Origin of the sequence: Pseudomonas sp. PLMAX (assembly GCF_046042685.1) — a bacterium.
In the GTDB taxonomy this organism is placed as follows: domain Bacteria; phylum Pseudomonadota; class Gammaproteobacteria; order Pseudomonadales; family Pseudomonadaceae; genus Aquipseudomonas; species Aquipseudomonas putida_AE.
Map to the genome: position 1 here is coordinate 3328145 of NZ_CP064949.1, position 13315 is coordinate 3341459.

A 13315-nucleotide genomic window follows, 5' to 3' on the forward strand; every position below is an offset into this window, starting at 1 on the left:
GGGGTATCAGCGCTGGGTGTAGTCGCAGAAGATTGGATTGAAGGCTTGAGGTTTGTGGTGGCTGTACCGGCTTTATCGCGAGCAAGCTCGCTCCCACAGGGATCATTGGTGTACTCAGGATTGATGTACGACACAAATCCACTGTGGGAGCGAGCTTGCTCGCGATGGCGTCGGTTCAGACGCCGCAGATTTCAAGGACTGACGTGATAGGGATTTCTCGGGTCATGATTCCAGTCCAGAAACGGCCTGCCAGTGTCCACCGGCACCATCTCGATGCAGTTCTCGACCGGGCAGGTGATCTGGCACAGGTTGCAACCCACGCATTCCTCATCGATCACTTCATACGCGTGGGTACCGTCGGCCTTTTTCAGGCTGGCCACCGCCTGGTGCGAAGTGTCCTCACAAGCGATATGACAGCGCCCACAACCAATGCACGCCTCCTGGTCGATTTTCGCGATCACCTGATAGTTGATATCCAGGTACTTCCAGTCGGTGGTATTGCCCACCGCACGCCCGGAAAACTCGGCGATGCTGGCGTAGCCCTGACTGTCCATCCAGCGTGACAGGCCGTCCTTCATTTCCTCGACAATGCGAAAGCCGTGCAGCATCGCCGCCGTGCACACCTGCACCGAACCGCTGCCCAGGGCCATGAACTCGGCGGCGTCGCGCCAGTTGCCGATGCCGCCAATGCCGCTGATTGGCAGGCCACGGGTCTGCGGGTCGCGGGCGATTTCGGCGACCATGTTCAAGGCGATCGGCTTGACCGCCGAGCCGCAATAGCCGCCATGGGTGCTCTGGCTGCCGACGATGGGATTGGCGACCATGCGCTCCAGGTTGACGCTGGTGATGGAGTTGATCGTATTGATCAACGACACCGCATCCGCGCCGCCACGGTGCGCCGCGCGCGCCGCCACACGGATGTCGGTGATGTTCGGCGTCAGCTTGACGATCACCGGCAGCGAGCAATACGTCTTGCACCAGCGGGTGACCTGCTCGACGTATTCCGGCACCTGGCCGACCGCCGCGCCCATGCCGCGCTCCGGCATACCGTGGGGGCAACCGAAGTTGAGTTCGATGCCGTCGGCACCGGTGGCTTCCACCAGCGGCAGTATGTGTTTCCAGGACTCTTCGACGCAGGGCACCATCAGTGACACGATCAGCGCGCGGTCCGGCCAGTCCTTCTTGACCTGGGTGATTTCCCGCAGGTTGATCTCCAGCGAGCGATCGGTGATCAGTTCGATGTTGTTGAAACCGAGGACCTCTCTGTTAGCCCCGAAGTGCGCCGAATAGCGCGATGACACGTTGACCGCCGCCGGGTCTTCCCCGAGGGTTTTCCAGACCACGCCGCCCCAGCCGGCCTCGAAGGCGCGGACCACGTTGTAGGCCTTGTCGGTCGGCGGCGCGGAGGCCAGCCAGAATGGGTTGGGTGACTTGATGCCGGCGAAGACAATCGACAGATCGGCCATTTATGCAGCCTCCACGTTGAGCATCAGTTGCGCGTTGATCGCCTCGGCGGCGCGTTTGCCGTGCTGTACTGCCTGCACGGTGAGGTCCTGGTCGAGGCTGGTACAGTCGCCGCCGGCATACACACCGGGGATGCTGGTGCGCAGGTGTTCGTCCACCTCTATGCGATCGCCCTGACGCTTGAGTTCTCGGGCTAAAGGATCGGCGAGGGCGCTGGAATCGAAGCTTTGGCCGATGGCTTTGAAGATGGCATCCGCGGCCAGTTCAAAGGTTTCGCCGGTGGTTTGCAGGCGACCTTCAACCAGGTGTGTGCGAGCGAAGCGCATGCCGCGCACCTGGCCCTGGTCGTCGAGCAGGACTTCTTCCGGTTGGGCCCAGGTCAGCAGGCGTACCTGATTGGCCTTGGCGATGTCCTGTTCATGGTGAGTCGCTCCCATGTCCTCGGCGCCACGGCGGTAGACCAGGTTGACGTCGCGGGCGCCGAGCCGGGCCATCTGCACCGCCATGTCGATAGCCGTGTTGCCGGCACCGAGCACGATGCAGTGGTCGGCCAGCGGCAGCTGGCTCAAGTCATCGGCCTGGCGCAGTTCGCGGATATAGTCGGTGGCCGCCACCAGGCCGGGCGCGTCTTCATGCGGAAGGCCCAGCTGTTTGCTGGCCGCCAGGCCAATGCCGAGGAACACGGCGTCGAATTGTTGATGCAGGTCGCTGAGGTTGAGGTTATCCCCGAGTTTGTACCCGTGGCGGATTTCGATGCCGCCGATTTCCAGGAGGAAATCCAGTTCCTTCTGTGCGTAATCGTCCACCAGTTTGTATTTGGCGATCCCGTATTCATTCAGGCCGCCGGCCTTTTCCCGGGCCTCGAAAATCACCACGTCATGGCCGTGCATGGCGCTGCGGTGAGCACAGGACAACCCGGCGGGGCCGGCACCGACCACGGCGATGCGCTTGCCGGTGGCGGCACTGCGGGCGAACGGGTGCTCGCTGAAGTGCGCGTTGTCCACGGCGTAACGTTGCAGCAGGCCGATCAGCACCGGCGCGCATTCATGGGCGTTGTTGCGCACACAGGCCTGCTGGCAAAGGATCTCGGTCGGACAGACCCGGGCGCAACTGCCACCGAGGATGTTGGCGGAAAGAATTTTCTGCGCCGCCCCCTGGACGTTGTCCTGGTGAATGTTGCGGATGAACGAGGGAATATCGATTTCGCTCGGGCAGGCATTCACGCAGGGCGCGTCGTAGCAATACAAGCAGCGCGAGGCTTCCAGATGCGCCTGGCGATCATTGAGTGGCGGCGCCAGGTCGGTGAAATGGCCGGCGAGGTCGGCCGCGTTCTCATGGGGATGCGGGAGGTGGGTCAGGGTCTTGATCACGGTGTTGGCCTCACGGTAATTGAGGTGCTGCCTCTGTCGGGCATTGTTTTTGTGTTGACTGGGCCGGCCTCTTCGCTGGCAAGCCAGCTCCTACAGGGGAATGCATTTCAAACTGTAGGAGCGAGCTTGCTCGCGAAAGGCCGCAGGCCGCTCTCAGCGTTTCACCGCAACGGGCTGATTCAACTCAGCCCGCTTGCTCAGCAAATCGAACACCGCCGGATACGCCGGCCGTTCGATGTACCGCCCGGCGCCGCGCTCGGCCCGCAAATCGCCATCGGCCCAGACCACACGCCCCTGGCTGATGGTGTGGCTGGGTACACCGCGCACGGTCTTGCCTTCGAAAATATTGAAGTCGACCTGCTGGTGATGGGTCTTGGCGGAAATCGTGCGCGAACCTTGCGGGTCCCACAGCACCAGGTCGGCATCGGAGCCGACGCGGATTGCGCCTTTGCGCGGATAGAGGTTGAAGATCTTCGCGGTGTTGGTGGAGGTCAGCGCGACGAATTGCTGCATCGAAAAACGCCCGGTGTTCACGCCTTCGTCCCACAGCACCGCCATGCGGTCTTCGATGCCGGCGGTGCCGTTGGGGATCTTGCTGAAGTCGTCCTTGCCGGCGGCCTTCTGCTCGGCGCAGAAGCAGCAGTGATCGGTGGCGGTGGTGTGCAGGTTACCCGCCTGCAAACCGTGCCACAGGGCCTCCTGATGGCCGCGTGGACGGAACGGTGGGCTCATCACGTACCCTGCGGCGGTCTGCCAGTCCGGGTGCTGATAGACGCTGTCGTCCAGCAGCAGGTGGCCGGCCAGCACTTCGCCGTAGACCGGTTGGCCCTTGGCGCGGGCATAGGTGATTTCGTCGAGGGCTTCCTTGGTCGAGACGTGGACCAGATACAACGGCGTGCCGAGGGTTTCGGCAATGCGGATGGCCCGGCTCGCCGCTTCGCCTTCCACCTGCGAAGGGCGCGACAACGGATGCGCTTCCGGCCCGGTCATGCCCTGGGCCATGAGCTTGCGTTGCAAGTGATACACCAGCTCACCGTTTTCCGCATGCACGGTCGGCACCGCGCCCAGTTCCAGGCAGCGCTCGAAACTCGCCACCAGGGTGTCGTCGGCCGCCATGATGGCGTTCTTGTAGGCCATGAAATGCTTGAAGCTGTTGACCCCGTGATGAATCACCAGCTCCTCCATTTCTTCGCGAACCTGCTCGCTCCACCAGGTGATGGCGACGTGAAAGCCGTAGTCGGACGCCGACTTCTCGGCCCAGCCGCGCCACTGATGGAAGGCCTCCATCAATGACTGCTGCGGATTGGGAATCACGAAATCGATGATCGACGTGGTGCCGCCGGCAAGACCCGCCGCCGTGCCGCTGAAAAAGTCTTCGCTGGCCACGGTGCCCATGAAGGGCAGTTGCATGTGGGTGTGCGGGTCGATGCCGCCAGGCATCAGGTACTGGCCGCTGCCGTCGAGTATCTCGGCACCTGCGGGAACTACGAGGTCTTCGCCGATGGCCTTGATCACGCCGTCTGCGCAATACACATCGGCGCGATAACTTTCATCATGGGTAACAACGGTAGCGCCACGGATCAACAGAGACATTCCGAGTTCCTCGCAGGCAATGACCGGCTGATGCCGGTTCTAGATGTTTTATAGACGTGAGCGGCAACCGGCTTAATCCTGTCAACGCTGTCAGGAATAAAAGCTAGTCTTAGTTATAGGAATGAGCAAGATTATTTTTTATAAGCTTATTACTGTTTTAACTGTTTGATAAATAACAAATAAAAACATAAAACAGCAAAATGGTGCGGCCTCTCACCATTTTGACGCACTTGACAGGATCCAAATATGGTCAAGATTTCTTATGTGAAATCAGCCGTTTGAGGATGGTCTATGGTTGATGCGCGACTTTGAAAAAAATATCGATGCACCAGTTTGAGTCCTGACTGTTCGGACAACTTGGCGGGCATTTGGCCTGAGAGGCGTGCCGAGTAACCGAGGTGACCCAATAAAACTGATAAACATCAGTGAGTTGCAGAGTGTTTATGGAACTGCCCGATGCGCAAGCGGGGCACCCGGCACGTTTATTGATGCCGCCAGCCCTCGATGAGCAAAAAATAACTCAAAGAACAGTGGAGCGGCCATGCAACAGATCAGATCGCAAGTGACCGAGCGCGACGGCTTGTACGAGCTGGAAGCCGGCAGCGATGTCCTCGACAGTCCCCGTTACAACCACGACATTGCACCGACTAAGGTGCGCGAACGCACCTGGAACAAATGGCACATCACGGCGTTATGGGTCGGCATGGCGATTTGCGTGCCGACCTATACGCTGGGTGGGGTGCTGACGGCGTATTTCGGCCTGAGCGTCGGTGAAGCGCTGCTGGCCATCCTGTTTGCCAACATCATTGTGTTGATCCCGCTGACGCTCAACGCCTTTCCCGGCACCAAGTACGGCATTCCGTTTCCGGTGTTGCTGCGCTCGTCCTTCGGTATCTTAGGGTCTAACATCCCATGCCTGATCCGCGCCCTGGTGGCCTGTGGCTGGTTCGGCATCCAGACGATGTTCGGTGGCCTGGCGATCCACCTGTTCCTGGGCTCGGTGTTCGAGGGCTGGAAGTCCCTGGGCGGCACAGGCGAAGTCATCGGCTTCATGGTGTTCTGGGCACTGAACCTGTGGGTGGTGATTCGCGGCGCCGAGTCGATCAAATGGCTGGAAACCCTCTCGGCACCGCTGTTGGTGCTGGTGGGGGTCGGGTTGCTGGTGTGGGCCATGCCCAATGTGTCGATGACCGAGCTGCTGGCAATCGCGCCCAAGCGTCCAGAAGGCGCGGGTGTGGCCAGCTATTTCGCGGCCGGGCTGACCGCGATGGTCGGGTTCTGGGCCACGCTGTCGCTGAACATCCCCGACTTCAGCCGCTACGCGAAAAGCCAGAAAGACCAGATCGTCGGGCAGATCATCGGCCTGCCACTGACCATGTTCCTGTTTGCCTCCCTGGGCGTGGTGATGACCGCTGCCTCGGTGAAGCTGGTGGGTGTGACGGTGTCCGACCCGGTGACGCTGATCGGCCATATCCAGAGCCCGGTCTGGGTGGCGCTGGCCATGGCGCTGATCATCATCGCGACGCTGTCGACCAACACCGCGGCCAATATCGTTTCACCCACCAACGACTTCCAGAACATCGCCCCCAAGGCGATCAACCGGACCAAAGCGGTGATGCTCACGGGGTTCGTAGGGTTGGCATTGATGGCCCATGAACTGCTGAAAAAGCTTGGCCTGATTGTTTCCGATGTCAGCCTGGAAACGGTGTATTCCAACTGGTTGCTCGGCTATTCCAGCCTGCTGGGGCCGATTGCCGGGATCATGGTGGTGGACTATTTCCTGATCAAGAAACAGCAGCTGGACCTGGCCGGCCTCTACCGCGACGACGTGTACCCGGCGTGGAACTGGAACGGTTTTCTCGCGTTCGGCGTGCCGGTGGTGTTGACGCTACTGTCCCTGGGCAGCGATGTGTTCAGCTGGTTCTACAGCTATGGCTGGTTCACCGGCTCGGCCCTTGGCGGGTTGATTTATTACGGGTTGTGCGTGATGCGGCCCAGTCCATCTGTCGTGAAATCTGCGGTGTAAGGGAGGGCCTCTTCGCTGGCAAGCCAGCTCCTACAGGTGATCGCGATCCCTTGTAGGAGCTGGCTTGCCAGCGAAGGCGGCCTCAAACGCACCGCAGAATTGCCTGAAGAAATCCATAAGAACAGCCTGAGGAGATCCCCATGAACGCGGCCGTAGACGTTCTGCAGTCCACCCATCAGCACATCAACCGCGACCGTCTGTGGCAGTCGCTCATGGAACTGGCCAAGCTCGGCGCCACGGTCAAGGGCGGTGTGTGTCGCCTGGCCCTGACCGACCTCGATCGCCAGGCCCGGGACACTTTCGTCAAGTGGTGTGAGGAGGCCGGCTGCACTGTCAGCATCGACGCCGTCGGCAATATTTTCGCCCGCCGTCCCGGACGCAATCCGGACCTGCCACCGGTGATGACCGGCAGCCACATCGACACCCAGCCCACCGGCGGCAAGTTCGATGGCTGCTTCGGCGTGCTGGCCGGCGTCGAAGTGCTGCGTACCCTCAATGACCTGGGCATCGAGACCGAAGCGCCGCTGGAAGTGGTGGTCTGGACCAACGAAGAGGGCTCGCGTTTTGCCCCGTGCATGATGGGTTCCGGCGTGTTCGCGGAAAAATTCACCCTGGAAGAAACCCTGGCCAAGGTCGACGCCGAGGGCGTGACGGTGGGCGAAGCGCTCAACGCCATTGGCTACGCGGGCACCCGCCAAGTCAGTGGCCACGCCGTGGGCGCCTATTTCGAAGCGCACATCGAGCAAGGGCCGATCCTTGAAGACGAACGCAAGACCATCGGCGTCGTCATGGGCGCCCTCGGCCAGAAATGGTTCGACCTGAAACTGCGCGGCGTCGAAGCCCACGCAGGCCCGACGCCCATGCACCTGCGCAAGGACGCCCTGGTCGGCGCCGCGGTGATCGTCGGTGCGGTCAATCGCGCTGCCCTCGGTCACCAGCCCCACGCTTGCGGCACCGTCGGTTGCCTGCAAGCCTATCCCGGCTCGCGCAACGTCATTCCCGGCGAAGTGCGCATGACCCTGGACTTCCGCCACCTCGAACCGGCGCGGCTGGACTCGATGATCGCCGAAGTGCGCGAAGTCATAGCAACCACCTGCGAAGAACACGGCCTGACCTATGAACTGACCCCCACCGCCGACTTCCCGCCGCTGTATTTCGACAAGGGCTGCGTTGAGGCGGTACGCGGTGCGGCGCAAGGGCTGGGCCTTTCGCACATGGATATCGTCAGCGGCGCAGGGCACGACGCGATCTTCCTGGCCGAGCTGGGACCGGCCGGGATGATCTTCGTGCCGTGCGAAGGCGGCATCAGCCACAACGAAATCGAAAATGCCGCCCCGGATGACCTGGCGGCGGGGTGTGCGGTTCTGTTGCGGGCGATGCTGGCGGCTTCGGCAGCGGTGGCCAAGGGGGCGAAGGCTGCTTGAAACGCAAAGGATCGAGCCTGCGGCAGCAGCTGCAGGCTGCGATTTCCTGATCATCAAACGCTTGCCGCCTGCTCAAGCTTTTCACTGACCACCAGATCCACCTGATGAATCGGTTTGCTCCGATGCCTGAGCATCCCGCCCTGGCGCTGGTTCATCACCGCCGTCATCTCGGCGAGTATCGCCAGCGCCACGCTCTGCGGCGCATCGCCACCCAGGTCGAGACCCATCGGGTAGTGCAGCGCTGAGGTGCCCAGGCCGATTTCGGCCAGCAGGCGTTCGGTGCGCTCCCTGGGGCCGAGTTGGCCGAGGTAGGCGGGCGAGGCTTGCAGGGCCAGCCCAAGCCAGTGCCGGTCCTGGCGGTAGCTGTGGGTCATCACCGCCACAAAGGCGCCATCGATCAGCGGGGACAGGTCGAACGGGTTGTCGAGGCTGGCGAAGACGACGGCGTCGGCTTGCGGGAAACGTTCGGCGCGGGCGAAGTGGCTGCGGCTGTCGACGACGCTAACGTGCCAGTCCAATAGTTTGGCCATGCGCACCAGCGGCTGTGCGTCGTGACCGGCGCCGAAAATCACCAGGCGCGGCGGCGGGGCGATGTACTCGAAAAACACCTCGACCTCACCACGGGCGTCGCTGTAGAGCCGTGTCGAGGACTTTTTCTGCGCCATTGTCTTGTGCAGGTCACGACGAATCCCATGGGTCAGTTGCAGGTTGCGCAGGCTTCCCTCGGTGTCGGACAGCAAGCGGTCACCGACCCGGACACTGGCATAACGAGAGGTGCCGATCACCGTGGCCATGGCGGCCGATTGTTGACGGTCGCGCACACGGCGCAGCAGTTCGATGGTCGGTGCAGGGGATTTTGCGCGCAGGCGCTCGAGCATGACGAATACCGTGCCGTTGCAACCCAGGCCAAAGGTCAGGGCGCTTTGCTCATCGTCTTCGTCCTCGGTGGCGCCGGTGCTGTAGCGGCGCACCAGCGGTTCGCCGGAGTCGGTCAGCCACCAGGCTTTTTTTGCCAGGTCCTGCTCCAGGCAACCACCGCTGACGGTGCCGACGGTGCGACCGTGCAAGGGAATGAGCATCCGCGCACCGGGACGGCGGTAGGCAGAGCCTTCGACCTTGACCACGGTGGCGAGGATGGTTTCTTCGCCGGCCTGGGCGGCCGTGTCGATGGCTTGCAAGAGTTCGTTGAGGCCGGACATGTAATCGCTCCCGAAAATGACGGAGATCCTTGTGGAGCTGGCTTGCCAGCGATAGCGGTGTGTCAGGCAACATCTCTGCTAACTGATACACCGCTTTCGCTGGCAAGCCAGCTCCTACAGGGGATGTGGGGTTGCAGAGGGGTCAGTCGTCTACCTTCATCAACTGCCGCACTCCCTCCCACGCCTCGGCCCGCATCCGCTGCACATCCAGCCCCGGGATCACGCCGTCATCCACCACCACCCGGCCGCCGACCAGGCTGTACTTCACCGCAATCGGTTCACCGGCCACCACCGGCGCCACGGCGATGTCGTGAAAACCGAAGAAGCGCGGATGGTCGAGACCGTAGATCACCAGGTCCGCCGCCTGACCGATCTCAAGCGTGCCGACCGCCCCCAGCCCCAGCACCTGCGCGCCGCCGGCCGTGCCCCAGTGGATGACATCTTCGGCGGTGGTCGCCGAGGCGCCTTGCTCCGCCCGGTGAATCAGCCACGCAGTGTTGGCTTCGCCGACCATGCTCCCGGACTCGTTGGACGCCACGCCATCCACGCCAAGGGAAATTGGCACCCCGGCCTCGAACATCTGCGGCACTGGCGCCACGCCGCTGCCCAGGCGCGCATTGCTCACCGGGCAGTGGGAAATGCCGGTGCCGGTTTGTGCGAGCATGCGGATTTCACCGGGTTGCAGGTGCACCGCGTGGGCGAACCACACGTCCGGGCCGAGCCATTCGTGTTCGGCGACGAATTCCACCGGCAGGCAGTTGTATTTCTCGCGGCAGAAATTCACATAGTTCTGCGTTTCCGACAGGTGCGTGTGCAGGCGCAAGCCGAGGCCACGGGCGGTGTGGGCCAGTTCCCGCAGCAGCGTCGGTGGCAGCGAAAAAGTCGGCGTGGTCGGTGCGACCACCACCCGGCGCAGGGCGTCCGGGGTGTCCTGGTGATAGCGCGACTTGAGCCGTTCGATGTCACCGACCATCTGGTCGAGGGTTTCCGGCTGCAACGCGGTTTTCGAGAACCCCGGATGCGCGCTGGCCGACTCCAGCGCGCCGCCCCGGCACAGGACGAAACGCAGGCCGAATGCTTCGGCCATGTCGAACAGCAGGTCACCGGTCTCGGTGGTGCCGTTGGCATGGTAGAGGTAATGGTGATCGGCGCAGGTGGTCACGCCCGACAGCAGCAATTCAGCCATGCCCAGCTGCGCGGCGATCCGCGCCAGTTGCGGGGTGAAGCGGTTGAGGCGCGGGTAGGGCACGCTGGCCAGCCAGCCTTGCAGGTCCTGGTTCAAGCCTTCTGGCACGGCCTTGAGCAGGTTCTGGAACAGGTGATGGTGGGTGTTGATCCAGCCCGGATACACCACAGAATGGCGCGCGTCGATCACCCGCTCACCGGGTTGCGCTTCAAGGCCTGCGGCCATTTCGGCGATACGGCCGTTGACGATGCGGATGTCCACGGCGCCGGCCCTGGCCCGTGGGCCACGCAGGCCGGTCATCACTGCCGCCGGGTTCTTGATCAGGATGTTTTGCAGTTGAGTCATGGTCGGCTCCGGTCAGAGGCTGTGGGTGGCGGATTTGCTGGCGGAAGCATCAGGCACGCTGACGCCGTTGAGGGTGGCGTTGAGCAGCACTGACACCAGGCAGGCGATCACCACGCTGCTGTGCAGGAACGGCTGCGACCACTCGGGCAATTGCTTGAACAGGGCCGGCGCCAGCACCGGCACCAGGGCGGCGGCGAGGGTGAAGCCGACGATCAGCACGTTGTAGCGATTGCGCTCGTAGTCGACCTTGGCCAGGGTCTGGATCCCTGCCGCGGCAACCACACCGAACATGGCGACCCCGGCGCCGCCGAGAGCCGCAGTCGGCATCGAGGCGATGATCGCCCCGGCCTTGGGCACCAGCGCCACCGAGCACATCAGCAAGCCGCTGACCGCGACGACCCAGCGACTGCGCACGCCGGTGAGGATCACCAGCCCGACGTTTTCCATGAAGGCAATGAACGGAAACGCCGCGAACATGCCGGCGATGGTGCTCGCCAGGCCGTTGGCGCGCAGGCCGTTGATCACCTGCTTGTCTTCGACCGGTTTTTCGACGATGTCACCGATGGCCACGAACAGCCCCATGGACTCGACCATCTGTACGATCATCACCACCACCATGGTGGCGATGGGGATCAGGCTGAAGGTCGGCAGGCCGAAGTAGAACGGGTAGGGCACGGTGAGCCACGGCGACTCCTGCACGCTGTGAAAACTGCCCATGCCCAGCCCGTAAGCCAGCGCCGCGCCCACCAGCATGCCCACCAGCACCGCCATGTTGCGCAGCATCGGGCTGCCGTAGCGGTTGACCAGCAGGATGCTCAGCAACACCACGGCGGCGACTGCCAGGTACGCCGGTGCGCCGAAGTCGCTGGCATGGCGACCACCGCCGACCCACTCATAGGCGATGGGAAACAGCTGCAGGCCGATCACGGTGACGATGCAGCCAGTAACCACCGGCGGAAAAAAACGGCGTAATCGACCCACGAATGGCGCCATCAACATGGTGAAAATCCCTGCGCCTATTACGGCCCCGCAGACCCCGGCGAAACCGACCTCCGGATTGGTGCCGATGGCGATCACCGGCCCCACGCTGCTGAATGCCACGCCCTGGAGGATCGGCAGGCGCACACCGAATTTCCAGAAGCCGACGGTTTGCAGCAGGGTGGCGATGCCTGAGCAGAACAACGTGGTGCTGATCAGCACTACCGTGTCGGCCTGGGACATTTTCAGGGCGCTGGCGACAATCAACGGCACGGCGATGGCGCCGATGTACGAGACGGCCATGTGCTGCAGGCCGAGGGTGAGCATTTGCCGGACCGGCAGAATCCGGTCGACGGGATGGACGGTGGATGTTGCGGGGGTATTGGCTGACGACATGGGGAATCACCTCTAGCTGTTGTTATTCGGTACAGAGGGGTATTCATTCTGATGCCCGTTCAACGCGCCTCATCCCCTGTAGGAGCTGGCTTGCCAGCGAAGGCGGCGTATCAGTCGACATCCCTGCCAACAGACGCACCGCTTTCGCTGGCAAGCCAGCTCCTACAGGGTTTGTGTCGTCCTGAAAAATGGGCATCAATCATTCATGTGCCCGGAACCGCCATCCACCGGCTCCGATGCCTTGTTCAGCCTGCCAGGCAGGCGGCGAAGCCCTGGTTCAGGGCTGCGCGGTCCAGGTCGCGGCCGATGAACACAATCTTGCTTGAGCGGGGTTCGGTGCCCCATGAAGTGGACGCGCGAAACTCGACGAGGCTGTGCACCCCCTGCAGCACGTAGCGCTGGTCTTGATCTGCCACCGCCAGCACGCCCTTCATGCGGTACAGGTTGTCGGCCTGTTCGGTGCGCAGCCTGGTGATCCAGCGGTGGAAGTCGCCCAGATTCACCGCGCCGTCCACGGCAATGCCGACCGACGTCACGCTCGGGTCGTGCTCATGGTCGGGTTCGTCATGGGCATGGTGATGTTCATCGGCGTGGTGATCGTGCTCGGCGCCGATCTCCATGAGTTTTTGCGTGGACTCGAAGGCGCCAATGCCGAGGATTTTCGACAGGTCGATTTCGGCATAACTGGAGGTCACCAGCTCCGCCGTGGCATTGAGCCCGCGGATTTTCTTGCTCAGGGCCTCCACTTCGGCCTCGCTGACCAGGTCGACCTTGTTGATGACGATGCGGTCGGCGCAGACGATCTGGTCCACGGCCTGGTTGTCCACGCCATCGAGTTGCAGGTCTTCCAGGTGCTGGGCGATGTGCTTGGCGTCGACCATGGTGACGATGGCGTCCAGTTCCACTTCTTCGGCGATCGGGTCGTTGATGAAGAAGCTCTGGGCCACCGGGTACGGGTCGGCCAGGCCACTGGTCTCGATCAGGATGTGATCGAGCCGCACCGGCCGCGCCACCAGCTCACGGACGATGCGCACCAGGTCTTCGCGGACCTCGGCGGTACAGCACACGCAGCCGTTGACCATCTCGTAGATTTCTTCGGTTTCCGAGCTGAGTACCAGGTCGCCGTCGATGCCGACTTCGCCGAACTCGTTCTCGATCACGGCGATCTTGCGCCCGTGGTTTTCCTTGAGGATGTAGTTGAGCAGGGTGGTTTTGCCGGCACCGAGGAAGCCGGTGAGGATAGTCACCGGGATCTTGGTGTTGGGGGTTGGGGCGTTGAAGGGAGTGTTCATGTAGAGCTCCTTACTGGCGAATGGGTCGCAGTGCTTTCTATT

At 62.5% G+C, this 13315-nt stretch carries 9 protein-coding genes; 2 read left to right on the forward strand and 7 right to left on the reverse strand.

Annotation, left to right across the window (positions count from 1 at the left end; translation table 11 throughout):
* Nucleotides 1-191: 191 nt before the first annotated feature.
* The 3 genes from preA to hydA form a co-directional block, all read right to left on the reverse strand.
* Complete coding sequence (preA, locus tag DKB71_RS15455) at nucleotides 192-1466, reverse strand: NAD-dependent dihydropyrimidine dehydrogenase subunit PreA (protein ID WP_408600942.1); 1275 nt, start codon at nucleotides 1464-1466, stop codon at nucleotides 192-194.
* On the reverse strand, nucleotides 1467-2834 hold the full coding sequence (locus DKB71_RS15460) for an NAD(P)-dependent oxidoreductase (protein ID WP_408600943.1): 1368 nt from the start codon (nucleotides 2832-2834) through the stop codon (nucleotides 1467-1469). It abuts the gene before it with no gap.
* Between the two features lie 153 nt (nucleotides 2835-2987).
* Nucleotides 2988-4427 (reverse strand): dihydropyrimidinase, encoded by a 1440-nt coding sequence (gene hydA / locus DKB71_RS15465; protein WP_408600944.1) that lies wholly within the window; start codon nucleotides 4425-4427, stop codon nucleotides 2988-2990.
* Between the two features lie 541 nt (nucleotides 4428-4968).
* On the opposite strand from hydA, the gene DKB71_RS15470 reads away from it, so the two are divergent.
* Together DKB71_RS15470 and DKB71_RS15475 are read left to right on the forward strand one after the other, a co-directional pair.
* Entirely contained in the window at nucleotides 4969-6453 is a 1485-nt protein-coding gene (locus DKB71_RS15470) for an NCS1 family nucleobase:cation symporter-1 (RefSeq protein ID WP_408600945.1), read from the forward strand.
* A 140-nt stretch (nucleotides 6454-6593) separates the two neighbouring features.
* On the forward strand, nucleotides 6594-7877 hold the full coding sequence (locus tag DKB71_RS15475) for a Zn-dependent hydrolase (RefSeq protein ID WP_408600946.1): 1284 nt from the start codon (nucleotides 6594-6596) through the stop codon (nucleotides 7875-7877).
* A 53-nt stretch (nucleotides 7878-7930) separates the two neighbouring features.
* On the opposite strand, the gene DKB71_RS15480 is transcribed toward DKB71_RS15475, so the two are convergent.
* From DKB71_RS15480 to DKB71_RS15495, 4 genes are all read right to left on the reverse strand, one after another.
* Entirely contained in the window at nucleotides 7931-9076 is a 1146-nt protein-coding gene (locus DKB71_RS15480) for an XdhC family protein (protein WP_408600947.1), read from the reverse strand.
* 142 nt (nucleotides 9077-9218) lie between these two features.
* Nucleotides 9219-10607 carry an amidohydrolase family protein gene (locus tag DKB71_RS15485; protein ID WP_408600948.1) on the reverse strand — a complete coding sequence of 463 codons (1389 nt, stop codon included), beginning with the start codon at nucleotides 10605-10607 and terminating at the stop codon, nucleotides 9219-9221.
* 12 nt (nucleotides 10608-10619) lie between these two features.
* Nucleotides 10620-11981, reverse strand: a complete 1362-nt coding sequence (locus DKB71_RS15490) for a nucleobase:cation symporter-2 family protein (RefSeq protein WP_408600949.1) — start codon at nucleotides 11979-11981, stop codon at nucleotides 10620-10622.
* A 245-nt stretch (nucleotides 11982-12226) separates the two neighbouring features.
* Nucleotides 12227-13273, reverse strand: a complete 1047-nt coding sequence (locus DKB71_RS15495; RefSeq protein WP_408600950.1) for a CobW family GTP-binding protein — start codon at nucleotides 13271-13273, stop codon at nucleotides 12227-12229.
* Nucleotides 13274-13315 lie beyond the last annotated feature (42 nt).

Excerpts from the sequence above, each read along its gene's own strand:
- preA (WP_408600942.1), bottom strand. The coding sequence starts at position 1,466 with ATGGCCGATCTGTCGATTGTCTTCGCCGGCATCAAGTCACCCAACCCA.
- hydA (WP_408600944.1), bottom strand. The coding sequence starts at position 4,427 with ATGTCTCTGTTGATCCGTGGCGCTACCGTTGTTACCCATGATGAAAGT.
- DKB71_RS15470 (WP_408600945.1), top strand. The coding sequence starts at position 4,969 with ATGCAACAGATCAGATCGCAAGTGACCGAGCGCGACGGCTTGTACGAG.
- DKB71_RS15475 (WP_408600946.1), top strand. The coding sequence starts at position 6,594 with ATGAACGCGGCCGTAGACGTTCTGCAGTCCACCCATCAGCACATCAAC.
- DKB71_RS15480 (WP_408600947.1), bottom strand. The coding sequence starts at position 9,076 with ATGTCCGGCCTCAACGAACTCTTGCAAGCCATCGACACGGCCGCCCAG.
- DKB71_RS15485 (WP_408600948.1), bottom strand. The coding sequence starts at position 10,607 with ATGACTCAACTGCAAAACATCCTGATCAAGAACCCGGCGGCAGTGATG.
- DKB71_RS15490 (WP_408600949.1), bottom strand. The coding sequence starts at position 11,981 with ATGTCGTCAGCCAATACCCCCGCAACATCCACCGTCCATCCCGTCGAC.
- DKB71_RS15495 (WP_408600950.1), bottom strand. The coding sequence starts at position 13,273 with ATGAACACTCCCTTCAACGCCCCAACCCCCAACACCAAGATCCCGGTG.